The 19,513-nt window shown below is 71.0% G+C and carries 18 protein-coding genes; 5 read left to right on the forward strand and 13 right to left on the reverse strand.

Annotated features, from left to right (window positions below):
- Positions 1 to 90: 90 nt before the first annotated feature.
- The 4 genes from acnA to ABD073_RS11410 all read right to left on the reverse strand — a co-directional run bounded on the left by acnA (position 91) and on the right by ABD073_RS11410 (position 6,618).
- A complete protein-coding gene (gene acnA, locus ABD073_RS11395; RefSeq protein WP_343874729.1) occupies positions 91 to 2,907 on the reverse strand; it encodes an aconitate hydratase AcnA in 2,817 nt (938 codons plus the stop codon).
- Between the two features lie 195 nt (positions 2,908 to 3,102).
- A complete protein-coding gene (locus tag ABD073_RS11400) occupies positions 3,103 to 3,297 on the reverse strand; it encodes a DUF6767 domain-containing protein (RefSeq protein WP_343874730.1) in 195 nt (64 codons plus the stop codon).
- A 67-nt stretch (positions 3,298 to 3,364) separates the two neighbouring features.
- On the reverse strand, positions 3,365 to 4,564 hold the full coding sequence (locus ABD073_RS11405; RefSeq protein WP_343874731.1) for a class I SAM-dependent RNA methyltransferase: 1,200 nt from the start codon (positions 4,562 to 4,564) through the stop codon (positions 3,365 to 3,367).
- Positions 4,565 to 4,611: 47 nt separating this feature from the next.
- Positions 4,612 to 6,618: an APC family permease gene (locus ABD073_RS11410; protein ID WP_386751681.1), complete on the reverse strand. Its 2,007-nt coding sequence runs from the start codon at positions 6,616 to 6,618 to the stop codon at positions 4,612 to 4,614.
- A gap of 138 nt (positions 6,619 to 6,756) precedes the next feature.
- On the opposite strand from ABD073_RS11410, the gene ABD073_RS11415 reads away from it, so the two are divergent.
- Positions 6,757 to 7,404: a potassium channel family protein gene (locus tag ABD073_RS11415; RefSeq protein ID WP_343874819.1), complete on the forward strand. Its 648-nt coding sequence runs from the start codon at positions 6,757 to 6,759 to the stop codon at positions 7,402 to 7,404.
- A 21-nt stretch (positions 7,405 to 7,425) separates the two neighbouring features.
- Positions 7,426 to 8,088, forward strand: a complete 663-nt coding sequence (locus ABD073_RS11420) for a potassium channel family protein (protein WP_343874732.1) — start codon at positions 7,426 to 7,428, stop codon at positions 8,086 to 8,088.
- Positions 8,089 to 8,124: 36 nt separating this feature from the next.
- Here the strand turns inward: ABD073_RS11420 and ABD073_RS11425 are convergent, their stop codons facing one another.
- The 4 genes from ABD073_RS11425 to ABD073_RS11440 all read right to left on the reverse strand — a co-directional run bounded on the left by ABD073_RS11425 (position 8,125) and on the right by ABD073_RS11440 (position 10,294).
- Positions 8,125 to 8,523: an OB-fold nucleic acid binding domain-containing protein gene (locus ABD073_RS11425; RefSeq protein WP_343874733.1), complete on the reverse strand. Its 399-nt coding sequence runs from the start codon at positions 8,521 to 8,523 to the stop codon at positions 8,125 to 8,127.
- On the reverse strand, positions 8,523 to 9,254 hold the full coding sequence (locus ABD073_RS11430; RefSeq protein WP_343874735.1) for a DUF3710 domain-containing protein: 732 nt from the start codon (positions 9,252 to 9,254) through the stop codon (positions 8,523 to 8,525). Before ABD073_RS11430 ends, ABD073_RS11425 begins: the two co-directional genes overlap by 1 nt.
- 99 nt (positions 9,255 to 9,353) lie before the next feature.
- Complete coding sequence (dut, locus tag ABD073_RS11435; protein ID WP_343874737.1) at positions 9,354 to 9,830, reverse strand: dUTP diphosphatase; 477 nt, start codon at positions 9,828 to 9,830, stop codon at positions 9,354 to 9,356.
- Complete coding sequence (locus tag ABD073_RS11440; RefSeq protein WP_343874738.1) at positions 9,827 to 10,294, reverse strand: DUF3093 domain-containing protein; 468 nt, start codon at positions 10,292 to 10,294, stop codon at positions 9,827 to 9,829. The genes dut and ABD073_RS11440 overlap by 4 nt, the downstream gene beginning before the upstream one ends.
- Before the next feature lie 116 nt (positions 10,295 to 10,410).
- Here ABD073_RS11440 and ABD073_RS11445 point away from each other — a divergent pair, with 116 nt between their 5' ends.
- Positions 10,411 to 10,707 (forward strand): DUF4235 domain-containing protein, encoded by a 297-nt coding sequence (locus ABD073_RS11445; RefSeq protein ID WP_343874739.1) that lies wholly within the window; start codon positions 10,411 to 10,413, stop codon positions 10,705 to 10,707.
- 94 nt (positions 10,708 to 10,801) lie between these two features.
- Here ABD073_RS11445 and ABD073_RS11450 read toward each other — a convergent pair whose 3' ends face one another.
- The 3 genes from ABD073_RS11450 to hemH all read right to left on the reverse strand — a co-directional run bounded on the left by ABD073_RS11450 (position 10,802) and on the right by hemH (position 14,515).
- Entirely contained in the window at positions 10,802 to 11,098 is a 297-nt protein-coding gene (locus ABD073_RS11450; protein ID WP_343874741.1) for a DUF4193 domain-containing protein, read from the reverse strand.
- 248 nt (positions 11,099 to 11,346) lie between these two features.
- Complete coding sequence (locus ABD073_RS11455; protein WP_343874742.1) at positions 11,347 to 13,428, reverse strand: S9 family peptidase; 2,082 nt, start codon at positions 13,426 to 13,428, stop codon at positions 11,347 to 11,349.
- A gap of 37 nt (positions 13,429 to 13,465) precedes the next feature.
- Positions 13,466 to 14,515, reverse strand: a complete 1,050-nt coding sequence (gene hemH / locus ABD073_RS11460) for a ferrochelatase (protein WP_343874744.1) — start codon at positions 14,513 to 14,515, stop codon at positions 13,466 to 13,468.
- A gap of 168 nt (positions 14,516 to 14,683) precedes the next feature.
- Between hemH and sepH the strand changes: the two genes are divergently transcribed.
- Positions 14,684 to 16,456, forward strand: coding sequence for a septation protein SepH (gene sepH, locus ABD073_RS11465; protein ID WP_343874746.1), 1,773 nt, complete (start codon positions 14,684 to 14,686; stop codon positions 16,454 to 16,456).
- A 30-nt stretch (positions 16,457 to 16,486) separates the two neighbouring features.
- Here the strand turns inward: sepH and ABD073_RS11470 are convergent, their stop codons facing one another.
- Both ABD073_RS11470 and ABD073_RS11475 read right to left on the reverse strand, forming a co-directional pair.
- Entirely contained in the window at positions 16,487 to 17,200 is a 714-nt protein-coding gene (locus ABD073_RS11470) for a ThuA domain-containing protein (RefSeq protein WP_343874748.1), read from the reverse strand.
- On the reverse strand, positions 17,197 to 18,231 hold the full coding sequence (locus ABD073_RS11475; protein ID WP_343874750.1) for a PHP domain-containing protein: 1,035 nt from the start codon (positions 18,229 to 18,231) through the stop codon (positions 17,197 to 17,199). Before ABD073_RS11475 ends, ABD073_RS11470 begins: the two co-directional genes overlap by 4 nt.
- A gap of 166 nt (positions 18,232 to 18,397) precedes the next feature.
- Here ABD073_RS11475 and ABD073_RS11480 point away from each other — a divergent pair, with 166 nt between their 5' ends.
- Entirely contained in the window at positions 18,398 to 19,510 is a 1,113-nt protein-coding gene (locus ABD073_RS11480) for a PucR family transcriptional regulator (protein WP_343874820.1), read from the forward strand.
- The last annotated feature ends 3 nt before the right edge of the window (positions 19,511 to 19,513 follow it).

The following is a 19,513-nucleotide window of genomic DNA, read 5'->3' on the forward strand; positions in this document are numbered from 1 at the left end:
AGTTTTTCGAAAGCCTGTGCGAGCCAGGAGATGCGGCAGGGCCGCACCCCGTCGAAGCGGGATGCGGCCCTGTCGTGGAACCGGTCTGGCTCAGCCCTTCATCAGCTGGCGCAGCACGTACTGCAGGATGCCTCCGTTGAGGTAGTAGGCACGCTCTCCGGGGGTGTCGATGCGGACCACGCCGTCGAACTCCACGACGGTGCCGTCGGCCTTGGTGGCCTTCACCTTCATGGTCTTCGGGGTGACGCCCTGGTTGAGCTCGGTGACACCGGTCACGTCGAAGGTCTCGGTACCGTCCAGGCCCAGCGACTCGGCATTCTCGCCCTCCGGGAACTGCAGCGGGATGACGCCCATGCCGATCAGGTTGGAGCGGTGGATCCGCTCGTAGCTCTCGGCGATGACCACCTTGACGCCCAGCAGCGTGGTGCCCTTGGCGGCCCAGTCGCGCGAGGAGCCGGAGCCGTACTCCTTGCCCGCCAGGATGACCAGCGGGGTGCCGGCGGCCTGGTAGTTCTGCGAGGCCTCGTAGACCGTGGTCACCGGGGCATCGGCCTGGCTGAAGTCGCGGGTGAAGCCACCCTCGGTGCCGGGCGCGATCTGGTTGCGCAGACGGATGTTGGCGAAGGTGCCGCGGATCATCACCTCGTGGTTGCCGCGCCGCGAGCCCAGGGAGTTGTAGTCCTGGCGCTCCACGCCGTGCTCGGTCAGGTACTGGCCGGCAGGGCTGTCGGACTTGATCGAACCGGCCGGGGAGATGTGGTCGGTGGTGACCGAGTCGCCCAGCTTCAGCAGCACCCGGGCGCCGTTGATGTCCTCCACGGCGGTGGGCTCGGCAGGCATGCCGTCGAAGTAGGGGGCGCGACGGATGTAGGTCGAGGCGTCCTCCCACTCGTACAGGTTGCCCTCGGGGGTGTCGAGGTTCTGCCAGCGCTCGTCGCCGGTGAAGACGTCGGCATAGCGCGACTTGTACATGTCGGCGCTGATCGAGCCGCCGATCACGTCCTCGATCTCCTGGGTGGTGGGCCAGATGTCCGCCATGAAGACGTCCTTGCCCTCGGCATCCTGGCCGATCGGGTCCTTGGCCAGGTCGATGTCCATGGTGCCGGCGAGCGCGTAGACGATCACCAGCGGCGGGCTGGCCAGGTAGTTCATCTTCACGTCGGGGCTGATCCGGCCCTCGAAGTTGCGGTTGCCGGAGAGCACCGCGGTGACGGCCAGGTCGTTGTCGTTGATCGCCTTGGAGACCTCGGGGATCAGCGGACCGGTGTTGCCGATGCAGGTGACGCAGCCGTAGCCGACGGTGTTGAAGCCGAGCTGGTCGAGGTAGGTCTGCAGGCCGGACTTCTCGTAGTAGTCGCTGACCACCTGGGAGCCGGGGGCGACGGTGGTCTTGACCCACGGCTTGGGCTTGAGGCCCTTCTCCGCGGCCTTCTTGGCCACCAGCGCGGCGCCCAGCATCACGCTCGGGTTCGAGGTGTTGGTGCAGGAGGTGATGGAGGCGACGGTGACCGCGCCGTGGTCCAGCTCGAAGCTGGTGCCGTCGGACAGCGTCACGGGGATCTTCTTGCTGGCGCGCTGCGGCACGCTCTCGGAGCCCAGTTCGGCGGGCGGCTCGGAGGTGTCGACGTCACCGGGGGTGCTCTCGATCGGGTCGGAGCCGGCCATGGTGGACTCCACGGCGCGGTCCAGGCTGCCCTGCTGGGCGGGATCCGGCTCGCCGGCGTAGGCGGTGAGGGCCTCGCGGAAGGCGGACTTGGACTGCGACAGCTCGATGCGGTCCTGCGGGCGCTTGGGGCCGGCGATGGAGGGCACCACGGTGGACAGGTCCAGCTCGATGTACTCGCTGTAGACGGGCTCGTTGTCGGCCTCGTGCCACAGGCCCTGCTCCTTGGCGTAGGCCTCGACCAGGGCCAGCTGGTCCTCGTCGCGACCGGTCAGGCGCATGTAGTCGACGGTCTTGTCGTCGATCGGCCAGACGGCGATGGTGGAGCCGTACTCGGGCGACATGTTGCCGATGGTGGCGCGGTTGGCCAGCGGCACCTCGGAGACGCCGGGGCCGTAGAACTCGACGAACTTGCCGACCACCTTGTGGGCGCGCAGCATCTCGGTGATGGTGAGCACCATGTCGGTGGCGGTGACGCCGTCGTTGAGCTTGCCGGAGAGCTTGAAGCCCACCACCTTGGGGATCAGCATGCTGATCGGCTGGCCCAGCATGGCGGCCTCGGCCTCGATGCCGCCCACGCCCCAGCCCACGACGCCCAGGCCGTTGACCATGGTGGTGTGGGAGTCGGTGCCCACGCAGCTGTCCGGGTAGGCCTGCAGCACGCCGTCGACGGTGCGCGGGAAGATCACGCGGGCCAGGTTCTCGATGTTGACCTGGTGCACGATGCCGGTGCCCGGGGGCACCACCTTGAACTCGTCGAAGGCGCCCTGGGCCCAGCGCAGCAGCTTGTAGCGCTCCAGGTTGCGCTGGTACTCCACGTCGGTGTTCAGCTGCAGCGCGTCCGGCGTGCCGAAGTACTCGGCGATGACGGAGTGGTCGATGACCAGCTCGGCCGGGGCCAGCGGGTTGACCTTGTCGGGGTCGCCGCCCAGGTCGGCGACGGCCTGGCGCATGGTGGCGAGGTCCACGACGCAGGCCACGCCGGTGAAGTCCTGCATGATCACGCGGGCCGGGGTGAACTGGATCTCCTTGTCCGGCTCACCGGTGGGGGCACCGGCGGCCAGCGCCTTGATGTCCTCCGCGGTGATGTTGGCCCCGTCCTCGGTGCGCAGCAGGTTCTCCAGCAGGACCTTGAGGCTGTACGGGAGCTTCTCGTGACCCTCGACGGCGTCGAGCCGGAAGATCTCGTAGGACTGGCCGTTCACCTCGAGGGTGGACTTGGCTCCAAAACTGTTGACGCTCATGCATCACTCCTGATCGGACTAGCTCTGGCGCCTGCGCCAAAGTCTCTTGACATCAAGATATCACGGTGGAACTCCCGTGACCATGGATTCGACCGAATCCGTGCACCGCCCAGTCTGCTACAGCCACCAGTCGGCTTCCAGCGCGGCGAGGGCCGAATTACGTGCCCATTTCGTGCCCTATTGGTGAGGCGCTGACTAGGCCGTTCGCGCCGCCCCGGCGGCCTGCTCCCGGCGGTGTGCCAGCCGGTTGGCCTGCCACAGCTCGCGCATCTCGGGATCGTCCATCACCAGGTAGACCAGGCCGCAGTCCTGCGGTCCGGACACACCCATGTGGCACAGCGTGCAGGGTTCCTGGTCGCGGATCGGGCACCGGGGTTGCGGCTTGCTCATGGACCCATTCTGGCGCGGCCCGCTCCCCCGCCCTCGGCCGGGGTCCCCTTGGGGCCGGGACCCGGCCTCAGCCCGCTGGCAGGAGCAGGGCGACGCACTCCACGTGGTGGGTCATCGGGAACAGGTCGAAGGCGCGGATCTCGGCCGCCTGGTAGCCCTGCTCGGCGAAGGTCTTGAGATCGCGGGCCAGGGCCGCGGGATCGCAGGCCACGTAGGCGATCGCCCGGGCACCCAGGCCCGCCAGGTGGGTGACCACCTGCGCCCCGGCGCCGGTGCGTGGCGGGTCGAGCACCACCAGGTCCACCTGCCGGGGCAGCTGGCGCAGCGCACGGGCCAGCGGAGCGGCGATGAAGCGTGCCTCGGGGACATTGCCGCGGGCCAGCTGGACCGCCTTCGGCGCCTGCTCCACCCCCACCACACGGGTGCCGGCATCACTCAGCCCGCCCGCGAACAGGCCGACACCGCAGTACAGGTCCAATGCCTGCTCGCCGCCTCGGGGCTGCAGCAGAGAGAGCACCACCTGCTGCAGGGTCTCGGCGGCACGCGGGTGCACCTGCCAGAAGCCGTCGGCACGCACCCGGTAGTCGCGGCCGCCCACCCGCTGCACCACGACCTGGGCGCCCTGCTCGCGTCCGGTCACCACGCGCGGCTCGCCGTCGGTGGGCACCACGACGCGGATCTCGTCGCCGGTGGCATCGCTCGCCAGCTGCCGCAGCGCCGCCACCTCGGGCACGGCGGGGCTGGCGATCATGCAGCCCTGCTCCGGCAGCGGCACCATGGCGTGGGAGCGGTGCTCGCGCATGCCCACCACCGCCAGCTCCTGCAGCTCGTCGTGGTCCACCGCGAAGCGCGCCCGGGTGCGCCAGCCCTCGATGGGCTCGACGGCCTCCACGGAGCCGGTCCAGTCGATCCCGGCCAGGCGCTGCAACTGCTCGCGCACCACCGCGGTCTTGAGCGCGCGCTGGCCGGTCGGCGAGACGTGCTGGAAGTCACAGCCACCGCAGCCACCGGGACCGGCCACCGGACAGGGCGGCTGGACGCGCTCCGGGTCGGCCTGGAGCACCTCGACGGCGTCGGCGCGCCAGAAGGAAGGACGGGAGACATCGGTGAGCCGCACCATGACCCGCTCGCCGGGCAGGGCGTGCCGCACGAAGACCACGCGTCCCTCATGGCGTGCCACGCAGTGGCCGCCGTGCGCGACGGGACCCACCTCGAGCGGGCCGACGACGCTGCCGGGCAGCGGCGTGGGGGAAGCGGGATCGGGCACGGCAGGTCCTTCGTCTCGTCACCGGCCGGGTGGCCGGGCGCCCCAGCCTACTGGCCCACCATCCGCCAGGCCGACGGGTCATCGGCCTCGTAGCGCTGTTCGGCCTCCTGGGAGGAGCGCAGCTGGTAGGGCACGGAGATGGTCATCACGCCCGGCATGAAGTGCAGCCGGGTGCGGATCACCAGCGCGGTCTGGTTGTGCAGCAGCTGCTCCCACCAGTGGCCCACGACGTACTCCGGGATGTAGACGCTGACCACGTCGCGCGGGTTGTCGGTACGAATCCGGCGCACGTGCTCGATGAAGGGTCCCGTCACCTCCCGGTAGGGCGAGGCGATCACCTTCAGCGGCACGTCCACCTGGTTGTCGTCCCAGACCTCCAGCAGGGCCCGGGTCTGTTCGTCGTCGACGGCCACGGTCACCGCCTCCAGGCTGGAGGGTCGGGTGGCCTTGGCGAAGGCGAGTGCGCGCATGGTCGGCTTGTTGACCTGCCCGACGAAGAGCACGGCCCGTACCCGGCTGGGCAGGGCGCGGTCCGACGGCCCGCTGAGCGCGACCTCCTTGGCCACCCGCGCGTAGTGGCGGTGGATCGCCTTCATCACCAGGAAGGTCACCACCATGGCGATGATCGCCAGATAGGCGCCGTGCAGCAGCTTGCTGGCCAGCACCACCAGCAGCACGATGCCGGTGAGGGTGAGCCCGACGGCATTGATCAGCCGTGAGCGCTGCATCCGTTGCCGCGCCGGCGCGCTGGTCTCGGTGCGCAGCGCGCGGGTCCAGTGGCGCAGCATGCCGAACTGGCTCACGGTGAAGCTGACGAAGACGCCCACCACGTAGAGCTGGATCAGGGCGGTGACCGAGGCGTTGAAGATGAGCACCAGGGCGACGGCCGCGAAGGCCAGCGAGATGATGCCGTTGGAATAGGCCAGCCGGTCGCCGCGGGTGTGCAGCTGGCGCGGCAGGTAGCCGTCGCGGGCCAGGATCGAGCCGAGCGTCGGGAAGCCGTTGAAGGCGGTGTTGGCGGCCAGGAAGAGGATCAGCATGGTGAGCAGCACCACCAGGTAGAAGCCCGGCAGGAAGCTGTCCTGGAAGACCACGCGGGCCAGCTGGCCCACCACCGTGGTGGCCTCGTGGTGCACCTCCGTGCCGTCCGGCTTCACGAACCAGGCACCACCGCGCACGTCGAGCATGTGCACCCGGGTGAGGTTGGCCAGCGTGATGATGCCACCCAGCATGGTGATCGCGATCAGACCCAGCAGGCCCAGCGTGGTGGCGGCATTGCGGCTCTTCGGCTTGCGGAAGGCAGGGACGCCGTTGCTGATCGCCTCGACGCCGGTCAGCGCCGCGCAACCCGAGGAGAAGGCGCGCGCCAGCAGCGCCACCATCAGCAGGCCGGTGAAGTTCTGGGCGTAGGGGGCACTGGAGTGCACCACCCAGTCCGCGGTCTCGGCGCGCAGCTCGTGGCCCAGCACCAGGATCCGGAACAGCCCCCACAGCGTCATCCCGATGATGGCCACCATGAACAGGTAGGTGGGGACGGCGAAGGCGGTGCCCGACTCCCGCACACCGCGCAGGTTCATGGCCATCAGCAGCAGGATCACCAGCGCCGCCACCGGGCCCTCGTGGCCGGCCAGGAAGGGCAGCATCGCCTCGGCATTCTGCACGCCCGAGGAGACCGAGACCGCCACGGTGAGCACGTAGTCCACCAACAGGGCGCTGGCCACCACGAGCCCGGCGGTGGGGCCGATGTTGACCGTGGCCACCTCGTAGTCGCCTCCGCCGGAGGGGTAGGCGTGCACCGTCTGGCGGTAGCTCAGCACCACCACGGCCATCACCACGGCCACCAGCAGGCCGATCCACCAGCTGAAGGCGAAGCCCGCCATGCCGGCCAGCGACAGGGTCAGCAGGATCTCGTCGGGCGCATAGGCCACCGAGCTCAGGGCGTCGGAGGCGAAGACCGGCAGGGCGATGCGCTTGGGCAGCAGGGTCTCCCCCAGCTGGGTGCTGGCCAGCTTGCGGCCCACCAGCATCCGCTTCACGGCATGCGAAAAACTCACGCGCCGACAATAGACCTGTCCAGCCCGGCCCCCGGCACCCGGTGCCGCGCGGGTGCGGCCGCGGCCGTGCGATAGCGTTTCGCCAGCGGGCAGCAGGGTCCGCAGTGCGCACCAGGAGGAACAGTGCACATCGTGATCATGGGCTGCGGCCGTGTCGGCTCCAGCCTGGCGCGCAGCCTGGAGAAGCGGGGCCACAGCGTCAGCGTGATCGACTCCAATGTCGACGCCTTCCGCCGCCTCGGCCCCGACTTCACCGGACGCACCGTCAAGGGCGTCGGCTTCGACCGCGAGGTGCTCGAGAAGGCCGGCATCCATGAGGCCGACGGCTTCGCCGCGGTCTCCAGCGGCGACAACTCCAACATCCTGGCTGCCCGTGTGGTGCGTGAGGAGTTCGGGGTGCTCAACGTGGTGGCCCGGATCTACGACCAGGGCCGCGCCGAGGTCTACGAGCGGCTCGGCATCCCCACCGTGGCCACCGTGCGCTGGGCGGCCAACCAGGTGCTGCGCGGGCTGCTGCCGGAGGGCTCCGAGCCGGTCTGGCGTGATCCCTCGGGGCAGGCCCGCCTGGTCCAGGTGCATGCCCACGAGGACTGGGTGGGTCACACGGTGGGCCAGATCGGCCGTGCCGTGCGCACCCCGCTGCCCTTCATCGTGCGCTTCGGCACCGGCCTGGTGCCCACCGAGGAGACCATCCTGCAGGAGGGCGACCTGCTCTACGCGGCCGTCGAGCTGGACCGTACCGACGAGGTGGAGCAGATCCTCGCCGAGCCCCCCACCCGGCACTGACCGGCAACCCAGGAGAGACAGATGCGCGTCGTCATCGCCGGAGCAGGCAACGTGGGCCGCTCCATCGCCCGCGAGCTGATCGCCAACGGACACCAGGTGCTGCTGGTGGACCGTGACCCCAAGGCCATCAAGCCGGACTCGGTGCCGCAGGCGGAATGGCTGCTGGCCGACGCCTGCGAGATGGACACCCTCACCGAGGCCCGGCTGGACACCTGTGACGTCTGCATCGCCGCCACCGGTGACGACAAGGCCAACCTGGTGCACTCGCTGCTGGCCAAGACGGAGTTTGGCGTGCCGCGCACCGTGGGACGGGTGAACCATCCGGGCAACGAGTGGATGTTCGACGAGGTCTGGGGTGTCGACGTGGCCGTCTCCACGCCGCGGCTGATCTCTGCCCTGGTCGAGGAGGCCGTCAGCGTCGGCGACCTGGTGCGGATCTTCACCTTCCAGCAGGGCCAGGCGAACCTGGTGGAGATGACCCTGCCGGCCCAGAGCCCGGTGGTGGGCACCATGATCCGCGACATCTCTTGGCCCGGTGACTGCGTGCTGGTGGCGATCATCCGCGACGGCCGGGCGATGGCCCCGCAGGGCGAGGGAGCTCTGGAGGGTGGTGACGAGCTGCTCTTCGTGGTGGCCACCGAGCACGAGGAGGAGCTGGCGGAGCTGCTCTCCCCCCGCTTCTGATTCGGACGACGACCCCGCGCGCAGCGGCCTGGGGCCTCAGTGCCCCAGCAGGGTGTAGCGGGGGTTGTAGACGGTGCGACGACCGCGCACCATGCTGATCGGACCGTCGACCTCGAGCAGCCGGCCGGCCTCGATCCCGCGCACCAGGCGCCGCCCCATCCAGACCAGGGTCACCTCGCCGGAGCCGTCGTCCAGGATGGCCTCCAGCCAGCGGTTCACGCCCCGGGGGTTGATGGCGACCTGGGTGATGGTGCCGCGGATCCGCACCGGACGCCGCAGCGGCGCCTGGGCGATGCACTGGCATCCTGCACGGCTGGCCTGCTCGCGCAGGCCCTCCGCCTGGATCTGTGAGTCCTCGCGGGTGAGCCGTGCCAGGGCACGGCGAAGCGGCCCGGGGCCACGCCCCGGGCCGGTGGTCACCGTCTGCGGTGCCATCAGGCCTGGTCGTCGGCCGGCGGGAGCGGCTCGCCCTGCGCCACCAGCTCGGCGGGGATATCCATCGGGATCAGGTCGCCGGGCACGCGCGGCGAGTCGTCGCGACGCACCACCAGGTTGCGGAAGAACTCGTAGAGCACGGCGGTGGGGCCGTCGACGCCCTCGGTCATGCCGGCCTCGCCCATCACCACGGCACGCAGCAGCCAGCGGGGGCCGTGCGCGAACCAGGTGCGTGAGACGTGGTACATCTGCTCGCCGTCCTCATTGGTGAGCGGGATGACGCGGCGGATCTCGGTGCCGAAGGGACCCTCGGCCAGCTGGGCGTCGCCCCCCTGCTCGGCGGTCATCTGGACCATCTCGCGGCGGATCTCGGGAGCCATGGAGCTGCTGGCGGGGGCGGCGAAGACGGCCACCTCCATGGCGGAGTTGCCGTGCATCACCAGAGCCGCCTGCACCTGCTGGGTGCTCTCCTCGATCTGCAGCTGGAGCTGCATGTTCTCGAAGGGGGTCATGACCAGGCTGCCGAAGTCGAGGCGCTCGACCTCGTCGGCGTCCAGGTCCACCTCGTCCAGGTCGAAGGGGCCGTCCTCGCGCCAGTCGCGCGCATCCAGCTCGTCCCAGAAGGCGTCGTCGACCTGCAGCTCGTCGGACTGCTCCTCGGTGGCCGCGCTCTGCTCGTCCTCGACGATCTCGTCGGTGCCGATCTCGTCGTCGTTGCGCTCAAGGTTCACGGGTCTTGTCCCCTTCGTCGGCCGCGACGACCTTCGCCGCGGGGCCAGTGGGAAGCCTACAACCAACCCCGGGGCAGGCCGGACACGGGCCGCGTCGGCTCACCGACCGCTGCGCCAGGCCTCCACGCCGCCGCTGGAGCCGTGCCCGCCGGTGCCTCGGCCGGTCTCGTCCAGATCCGCCACCTCCACCAGCTCGGGCAGCTCGACACGCTGCACCAGCAGCTGCGCGATCCGGTCGCCGCGGTGCAGCACCACCTCCGCGGTGGCGTCGGTGTTGAGCAGGCAGACCTTGATCTCGCCGCGGTAGCCGGCATCCACGGTGCCCGGGGCGTTGACCACGGTCAGCCCGTGGCGGGCGGCCAGACCGGAGCGGGGGTGCACCAGGCCGACGGTGCCGTGCGGCAGCGCGACGGCGAGGCCGGTGCCCACCAGACATCGCTCCCCTGGCGCCAGCCGGACGTCCTCGGTGCACATCAGGTCGAGCCCGGCGTCGCCGGGATGCGCCCGTCGGGGCAGCGGGAGACCGGGGTCGAGACGGTGGACGCGCAGCTGGTCCACCGGTCGCTCGCCGCTCATCGGGGCCGCACCTGCTCCGCGACGCGGGCGAAGCGGGCGGGGTGACGGGTGCTGACCAGCCAGGCCGGGTGGGGGTCGGCCGGGTCGGCCAAGGTGATGCGCACCATCTGCTTCACGTAGGGCCTGGTGAGCAGGTAGTTGCGGGCCTCGGCGTGCGAGACCAGTGCGGCCTGCGACTGCTTGGCGTTGAGCACCTCGATCTGGCCCACCCAGGGCCACTCGACGTGCGCCAGCCCGGCCTGGATGCCGTGCTCGTCGACGGCGACGACCGAGTGGCCGTACCCCAGCAGACCGACCGCGATCACCAGCAGGCAGACGAGCGCGGTGGCCGCACCGAACCAGATGTTCAGGTATGCCCAGACCGCCACCACCAGGGTGAGGGCCACCAGGATCGCCACCAGCCACCAGCCCAGCGGTGCGTGCAGGCGTTCACGATGTCGGACGGGGGTGCTCTGCTCGGCCATGGGCCAAAACTACCCGGCCCGTTGTGCGCAGGGCGAACAGCGGCCTGGCCGGTGCTGCCCGCGCTCCCACCACGGCCCTACGATGGCGGTGTCAGCCCACTCACGAGGAGGCCCGCATGGCCGCAGCAAGCCAGAACATCGCATTCCGTGTCTACGCCGGGGTGCTCGGCGCGGTGACCACGATCGCCACGCAGAAGCTCGTCAAGGCCGCCTGGAAGGTGGCCACCGGCGACAACCCGCCGGACCCGAACGATCCCGACGTCCCCGCCACCGAGGCCGCCATCTGGGCTCTGGCCAGCGGACTGGGCCTCGGCGTCAGCCAGATCGTGCTCAACCGCTTCATGGGCCGTCGCTTCGAGGCCCTGACCGGCGAGCGCCTGGACACCGCCTCGAAGAGCAAGATCAAGATCTGAGCCGTCCGTACCGCTCGGAGACGACGAGAGGCCGCACCCGTGGGGTGCGGCCTCTTGTCTCGTCCAGGCGCCATGCTGGCGCGCCCGGGTGTGCTCAGACGCAGTCGATGCAGTAGACGAGGTTGCCCTTGCGCTCGGCCTCCTGGCTGCCCGACTTCACGAGGAAGCAGGAGGCGCAGGTGAACTCGTCGGCCTGTCGCGGGAGCACCCGGACGGTGAGCTCCTCGTGGGACAGGTCGGCGCCCGGGAGCTCGAAGCTCTCGGCAGCCTCGACCTCGTCCTCGTCGACCTTGCCCGACTGGGCGTCGTTGCGACGAGTCTTGAGCTCCTCGATGGAGTCTTCCTTCATCTCCTCGTCGGTCTTGCGAGGCGCGTCGTAGTCAGTCGCCATGTCTTGTCCTCCAAGTGTCGTTCCGATGGCCGGCGGCCCTGAGTCTGGTGGTCCTGCGTGGTGCCCTGGTGCTCGGTGCCGTGGCCCCCGGCGTGCCCCACAACACCGTCGAGACGGCATTTGTTCCCGTGTGCAGAAACCGGCCGGCCGTCGACGGCAGGCACATGTGTACCACATGGTCGGAAGTCGGGTGCAGGCCGGTCCTGCTTTGGGCACGAGAAGGGGTCCGACCGGTCTCGTGCACCCGCTCAGAGAACCTCCGAACGTATGAACTCGGCTCCCTCGACGTGGGTGGCCAGGAAGGCCCGCACGGTCTCGTACCAGATGATCGCGTGCTGAGGGCTCAGCACCCAGTGGTTCTCGTCGGGAAAGTAGAGGAACTTGTGCGGCAGCTCGGCCGGGTGGCCGTCGAAATGGTGCACCAGGGCCCACCACAGCGACAGTCCTTCGCCGATCGGCACCCGGTAGTCCTTGTCGCCGTGGACCACCAGCATCGGGGTGGTGATCCGGTCGGCGAACTGGTGGGGCGAGTTGGCCCGGATCATCTCGGGGCTGAGTTCGCGGCCCCAGAACCAGGGGGCATCGGTGGTGGGACCGAAGCTGGTGAGATTCCACAGGCTGGCATGGCTCACGATGCAGCGGAAGCGGTCGGTCTGCCCGGCCACCCAGTTGGCCATGTAGCCGCCGAAGGAGCCGCCCATCGCCACCGTGCGCTGCTCGTCGATGTCCTCTCGGGCCACCACGGCATCGGTGGCCGCCATCAGGTCGGTGTAGGGCTCCTCGCCCCAGCGTCCCCAGCCGCGCTGGATCATCTCGTGGCCGTAGCCGGTGCTCAGTGCGGGATCGGGCAGCAGCACGGCATAGCCCTGGCTCACCAGCAGCCAGGGGCACCAGCGCCAGCTCCAGGCATTCCAGGAATTGAGCGGGCCGCCGTGGATCCACAAGGCCAGGGGTGCGGGCTGCGAGGCCGATGCCTCGGCCGGGAGGGCGAGCCAGCCCGGGACGCGGGTGCCGTCGGCGGCGGTGGTCTCCACCCGTTCCAGGCGACCGGGCAGCTCCGGGTACTCCACCGGCGCGGACAGCTCGACGGTCTCGCCCGAGGCGGTGTCGATCCGCACGATGCTGCCGGGATCGTCCCAGGCGCTGCGCAGGGCGAACAGGAAGCGTCCGTCGCGCGACAGCTGCACACTGCTGAAGGCACCGTGGTCGGTCAGCCGACGCACCTGGCCGTCGGCCACGTCGACCGCGAAGACCGGGTGCTCGCCGTCCTCGTCGGCGCTCACGTAGAGCGTGCTGGTGTCCGGGCTGAAGGCCAGTGGGTGGCCCCAGCGCTTCCAGTCGGGCGCCAGGTCGCGGTGCTCGCCGGTGGTCAGGTCCAGCAGGTGCAGGAAGGCGTGCGGGGCCTCGCTGGGGGTGGAGGGGACGGAGCGCACACAGGCCAGCAGCTGGTCGTCATCGCTGAGCACCGCACCCTCGTACTCACCCTCCTGGTCGTCGGCCATCAGGTGGGTGAGCCGGCCGTCGGCCAGGTCGAGGCGCACCAGGCTGTCGCGCCGGTCGCCGCGCGGCAGGTCCTGCGCCCAGCCGGTGACCAGGAAGTCGCCGGCGGAGCTCAGGGTGGCACCGTCGTCGAGACCCCGGCCCAGGTCCTCGTGGACCAGGCGCAGGTCATCGGCGGTGAGCTCGGGCTCGCTGTCGGCATCCAGGTCGGCCGCCAGGAAGCGGGTGGTCTCACTGCCCAGGTCGTGGTCCCAGTAGCGCACCCCGACGCCCTCGTGGAGGATGGCCTCCACCTTGCGGCTGCGGCGCTGCTTGGCCCGACGGGCGTCCTCGGCGAGGTCGTCGATCCCGGCGCGCATGCCGATGCTGCACACCATCCGGTCGGTCCCACGGGCCGCCAGCACGCCCTGGAAACCGCCGGTGCGTCGCGCGAGAACATAGGCCTCACCGCCCTGGGCGGGCAGGCACCACACGGCGCCGTCCTGGTCGCTGGACTCCTCGTCCTGCTTGGGCACGGGCCGCCGGGAGGTGAAGACCACCGAGCCGTCACGCAGGAAGGCGGCGACGGTCTCCCCCTCCACGCCCCGGGTGAGCCGCCGCGGTCGCCGCTCGCCGGTGGGGTCGACGCTCCACAGCGCCGTGGTGTAGGCCGTGCGGTCGACGTCGAGGGTCTGCACCCCGGCGAGCAGCCGGTCGCCCGCGGGAGACAGGTGCAGGCTCACCAGACGGGGCAGGGCGACGTAGGCCCGCAGGTCCTGCCAGGGCGATCCCAGCTCTGGCTCCGCCCGGTTCTCGCGGTTCTGGTCCAGGTCGGCAGGTGCGGTGGTCATGGCTTCCTCTCGTACGGCGGGGCGGGGTTTGGCCGGGTCAGTCGATGGCGGGTGTCTCGGGCCGGCGCAGGTTGCGGCAGCAGCCCTCGCCGCCGCAGCGGGCCCGGCCCAGCTGGTTGCCCTGCTCGGACAGGCCCTCGGGGCCCCGGGCGCCCATGGCCCACTCGATGCGGTCCGCCAGGCCACGGACGAAGGCCTCGTGGGTGCCGGCGGTCGCGGCCCGCACCATCTCGATGCCCAGGCGCTCGCAGGTCTTGCGGGCCTCGGTGTCCAGGTCGTAGATGACCTCCATGTGGTCACTGATGAAGCCGATCGGCGCCAGCACCACGGAGTTGATGCCCTGCTCGTGCAGCTGCTCCAGGTGGTCGTTCACGTCGGGCTCCAACCAGGGATCGGTGGGACGCCCGGAGCGCGAGCAGTAGGCGAAGTCCCACTCGCCCTCGAGGCCCGCCCGGGCGAAGACGCGCTCGGCCACCTCACGGTGCCAGGCGGTGTAGGCCTGGCCGTCGGGGCCGGCGCTGTCCTCCATGGGCGTGGGGATCGAGTGCGTCACGAAGACCACGCGCGCGCCGGGAAGCTGCGCGGCGGCAGCCTGCAGGGCAGCGGCATTGGCCGCGACGAAGCCGTCGTCCAGCCCGTAGTGGCCGATCCGCTCCACCTGGGGCGGATCGGGCAGCCGGGCCAGTGACTCGGCGAGCGCCTCCCGGTAGGAGCGGCAGCCGGAGTAGGAGGGATAGGCCGAGGTGGACAGCATCAACACCTGCCGGCGGCCGTCGGCCACCAGCTGGTCCAACGCCTCGTCGATGAAGGGGTGCCAGTTGCGGTTGCCCCAGTAGACCGGCACCTGGTGACCGCGGGAGACCAGCTCGGCCTCCAGGGCCGCCATCAGGGCCTTGTTCTGGTCGTTGATCGGGCTGCGGCCGCCGAAGAGGTAGTAGTGCTCCCCCACCGTGGCCAGCCGCTCACGCGGGATGCCGGAACCGCGGGTCACGTTCTCCAGGAAGTCGATGACCTCGTCGGGCTTCTCGGGACCGCCGAAGGAGACCAGCAGGATGGCGTCGTGGCTGTCGGTGGTGTTCTCGCTCATGGCACCGATCTTTCCAGATGCCACCGACAGTCCTGACACCCCCGGTCGGGCTTGCGGGCGCCCACCCGCCCCGGCACGGTAGGTTTGGGCGAGCAGAGGCGTCCTCGTCGTCCCCGAACGCCGCTGCCAACAGCCCAGCCTGTCCCGCAGTCCAGCCTTGGAGACACCATGACGAGCGCCCTCAGCCCCCGCGACATCCAGACCCGCATCCGGTCCGGTGAGTCGCTGGAGGACGTGGCGCGCGACGCCGGAGTCCCGGTGGACAAGGTGGAGCCCTTCGCGGCGCCGGTGCTGGCCGAGCGCGAGCACGTGGCCGGCACCGCGCTGCAGTCACCGGTGCGACGCCGGGGCGAGACGGGCTCGGTCCGGGCGATGCGCGCGGTGGCCACCGAGCGACTGCAGCCGCTGGGGCTGGACGTGGAGCAGGACGTCACCTGGGACGCCTGGCGCAACGAGGACCGACGCTGGACCCTGGTGGGCCGCTGGAGCATCGACGACGAGCAGACCGAGGCGCGCTTCACCTTCGACCCGCGGGCCCGCTTCTCCGTGGCCGCCAATGACGACGCGCGCTGGCTGATCGGCGAGGCGACCGCGAGCCCGCAGGCCGCCCACCGCCCGCCGGCCGACACCGATGCCGAGCCCACCATCGACCTGAACGACGAGCTCGCCCTGGTGCGAGCGGTGCAGGGCTCGGTGCCGCTGGTGGAGGTGCCCCAGCCGGCCGCCCAGCACTCCGAGCCGCAGGACCAGGAACCGCAGGGCGGGGATCCGCAGGAAGCTGCCGCCTCGCAGTCCCAGCCGGTGGCCCGGGTGGTGGAGACCGAGGACGTCACCGACTACCAGGAACCGGAACTGGAGCAGGTGGACGGGGTCTACGACTTCGTCCCCGGCAACACCTCCGACATGGACACCCTCTACGAGATGCTGAGCGCCTTCAACGAGGACTCGGTGAACATCTACGCGGGACTGGCCGATCCCGTGGCCCCCGCCGACCCCACCTCCGAGCCCAGGGTGATCGACCCGCAGACGGATCCCGGCGTGGCCGAGCTCGACTGGGTGGAGGCGGACCAGGCCGAGGAGCAGCCCACCCCGGTGGAGCCGGCGGCCGCCGAGTGGACCCCCGTGGGCGAGACCGAGCCGCCGCTCGAGGTCAGTGAGGACCAGCAGGCCACGGCAGCCTCCCAGCAGACCGACGAGGTCCCCCAGCAGGAGTCCCGCGAGCCGCAGCAGGCGGCCGACGAGGAGCCGGCTGGCCCGGTGGCCGAGGACGAGCCGATCGCTCCCCTCACGCCTGACTCCCCAGGGTCCCCGGACTCCCCGGAGTCCCCGGACTCCCCCGCGTCGCCGGCCTCCCCCGCGAGCCCTGTCGAGCCGGAGCCGACTGTCGTCGAGGACCTGGCCGTCGAGGACGTTGCGCTGGCCGAGCCGGTGGACGAGGAGCTGGACGACATGGTGGTGGAGGACCTGGCCGTCGAGGAGCAGGTGGCCATCACCGGCGAGCGGGCCGATCTGGTTCCCGAGCAGGATGCCCTGCCGGAGAACACCGAGGCACTGGATCGCGCCGGGCTGCAGCAGGCGGTCACCGAGCCCGAGCCGGTGGTCGAGCCGGAGCCGGTGGTCGAGCCGGAGCCGGTCAAGGTGCAGTCCTCGAGCGACAGGGCCACGGCCAGTGATCCCCGCGCCGTGGCGCGTGCTGCGGCCGCCGCGGAGCAGGCCGAGCTCGCGCCTGCTGCGGAGCCTGCCGCGGCGCCTGATCCTGTGGTGGAGCCCGACCCCGGCGCTGAGCAGCCAGCGGCTGCGATGCCTGAGCAGGATGCCCTGGTCGACTCCCCCGAGCCCGCTGCCAAGCCCAAGGCCAAGCCGCGCAGCCGCAAGAAGCGTGCCTCGGTGCCCAGCTGGGACGAGATCATGTTCGGCGGCCCTGCACCGAAGAAGGACTGACAGCCGGCCGACCCGGACCGCTCATCCGCCTCAGCGCAGCAGCCAGTGCAGCTGGTTGAGCAGGTGACGTCGACGCGCGGCCGTGGCGAAGGACCGCTGGTCATGCCCCAGGCCGTCGTAGGCCAGGCGCTCGCCGTGCGTCCAGCCCATCACCTGCGGTCTCCGCGGCTCTCCGTGGCAGAGCACCGGGACCACTCCCGGAGCGATCTCCAGGTTGCTGTAGCGCTCGTCCACCACCCGCAGCTCAGGAGCCTGTCCGGGCGACGTCGCCAGTCCGTCCCAGAAAGGGTGCTCCTCGGCACCGCGGGCGGCGCGGAAGACAGCCTCGTCGAGGGGCGGGTGGCCGGAGACCCCGCGCACCCAACGCCCGCCCAGCCGACGCGGCCAGTCGGGCCAGTCGCGGAAGCTCGCCACCGCGGTGTGGCAGCCCAGCACGGCCCCGCCGGCATCCATCCACGTACCGAGCTGGTCGAAGGCCTGCTCCCAGCGCGGGTCCTCGGCGAGTTCTGCGGCCGGGTCGAGGCCGGTGCCGGTGTTGACCATCAGCAGGTCTGCGTCCGCGAGCCGTGCCAGCCAGTCAGTCCCATCGCTCGCCACGACGCGCACCACCAGCCGCTGGCCGGCTGTCCGGGAGTCCTGCAGGAGCTCGGCCAGGCAGGCGGAGGTGCGGGCGAAGTCGTGCCAGGGGTCGGCATACCGACCGGCGCCGCACAGCACCAGGCAGTGCTTCGCCGTGGTGCTCATCGGGAGGCGAAGTCGAGCAGCTCGTCGACCGGCCAGGTGGTGATGATCCGCTCCGGTGCGATGCCGGCCGCCTCGGCGCGGGCGCAGCCCAGGGAGAGGAAGTCGAGCTGGCCGGGCGCGTGGGCGTCGGTGTCGATGCTGAACAGGCAGCCGATGTCACGGGCCAGGGCGAGCAGTTCGTCGGGTGGGTCCTGCCGCTCGGGCCGGGAGTTGATCTCCACCGCGACGCCGAACTGGCGGCAGGCCTCGAAGACCACCTCGGCGTCGAAGTCGGAGGGCGGCCGGGTGCCACGTCCCCCCTCCACCAGGCGACCGGTGCAGTGGCCCAGCACGGTGGTGTGCCGGTTGGCCACCGCTCCCACCATCCGCGTGGTCATGAACTCGCGGTCGCCCCGGAGCTTGGAGTGCACCGAGGCCACCACGACGTCGAGCACGCTGAGCATCTGCTCCGACTGGTCCAGCGAGCCGTCGTCCAGGATGTCCACCTCGATGCCCTTGAGGACGCGGATCCCCACCTGCGGCTGCAGCTCGTCGATCTCGCGCCACTGCGCCGCCAGCCGCTCGGCGTCCAGACCGTGGGCCACCGTCAGGCGGGGCGAGTGGTCGGTGACCGCCAGGTAGTCGTGGCCCAGCGACTCTGCGGTGGCCACCATCTCGGGCAACGGCGAGCCGCCGTCGGACCAGGTGGTGTGGCTGTGCAGGTCCCCGCGCACCAGGGTCCGCAGCTCGGAGCTCGCCAGTGGTGGTGCGCCCGCCTGGCGCAGGCCGGCCAGCGTCTGGGGCACGGTCCCGGCCAGGCTCTCGCGGATCACCTGCACGGTGCGGGGTCCCAGGCCGGGAACCTGGCCCCAGGCATCGGCCTGGGCCAGCGCCTCGCGCTCGTCGGGCTGCAGGGCGTCGAGCGCATCCGCGGCACGGCGGTAGGCCTTGACCCGGTAGGTGTCGGCGCGAGAGCGTTCCAGCCAGAAACCGATCTCCCGCAAGGCCTGCTGCGGGGAGTCCGGCACGCTGTGGTCGATCTGGTGGCCCATCCGGCCACACTAGGCTGGTCCGCCAAGGAGGGACAACATGCCAAGCACCCCCACCGTCCAGCAGAAGGCCGCGAGCAAGCCCGCCCCCGGTACCGGTCGCGCCCTGGTGCCCGACGCTGCCCAGCGTCGCCAGCTGGTCGGCCGCCTGTCGGCCACCACCTCCCGGATGACCACCGCGACGCTGGCGGCCATGGACGAGCGCCATCCCTGGTTCGGTGAGCTCGACGCGGAGCATCGCTCCTGGATCGGGGTGGTGGCGCGCAGCGGCATCGACGGCTTCGTGCAGTGGGTGGCCGACGACCCGGAGGCCGACTTCGAGCCCTCCCGCGTCTTCGCGGCTGCGCCGCGTGCCCTGACCCGGCAGATCACGCTGCACCAGACCGTCGACCTGATGCGCACCACGATCGCGGTGGTCGAGGAACAGCTCTGCCTGCTGCCGGCCGAGGACCGACCGGTGCTGGAGGACGCGGTGCTGCACTACTCCCGCGAGGTCGCCTTCGCCGCGGCCGAGGTCTACGCCCGCGCGGCGGAGGTCCGGGGCGCCTGGGACGCCCGGATGGAGGCGCTGGTGGTGGACTCCATCGTGCGCGCCGAGGCCGACGAGGCGATGGTCTCGCGGGCCTCCACGCTGGGTTGGACCTCCGGCAGCAAGGTCTTCGTCGCGGTGGGCCAGACACTGACCACCGGTGAGGACTCCACCAGCTCGCTGCGCCATGCCGCCGGGAAGCTGGGGCTCGACGTGCTCACCGCCGTGCAGGGCGACAGCCTGGTGGTGGTGGGCTCCAGCCCCCAGGTGGACGACGAGCAGTCCGCGATCGCCATGGTGGACCGGCTGCAGGAGTTCTTCGGCGAGGGCCACGTGGTGGTGGGTCCCCTGGTGGCCGACCTGGTGGACAGCCCCCGCTCCGCCCGCGCCGCCGTGAGCGGGCTGCGCGCCTCGGTGGCCTGGCCCGAGGGCGCCCGCGCCCTGCCCGCGGCCGAGCTGCTGCCGGAACGGGCGCTGAACGGTGATGGCCACGCGCGCCGCGAGCTCGCCCGTGAGATCTACCAGCCACTGGCCGAGGCCGGGGGTGACCTGCTGGAGACCTGCGTGGGCTTCCTGGACCACGGCTGCTCGGTGGAGGCCACGGCGCGCGACCTGTTCGTGCACGCCAACACGGTGCGCTACCGGCTCAAGCGGATCCAGGACGTCACCGGCTACTCCCCCACCGATGCGCGCGACGCCTATGTGCTGCGGCTCGCCATCACGCTCGGCCGGCTGGCGCAGCGCGGCGTCTGAACC

It is taken from the genome of Luteococcus peritonei, from assembly GCF_039526385.1.
Taxonomy (GTDB): Bacteria; Actinomycetota; Actinomycetes; order Propionibacteriales; family Propionibacteriaceae; genus Luteococcus; species Luteococcus peritonei.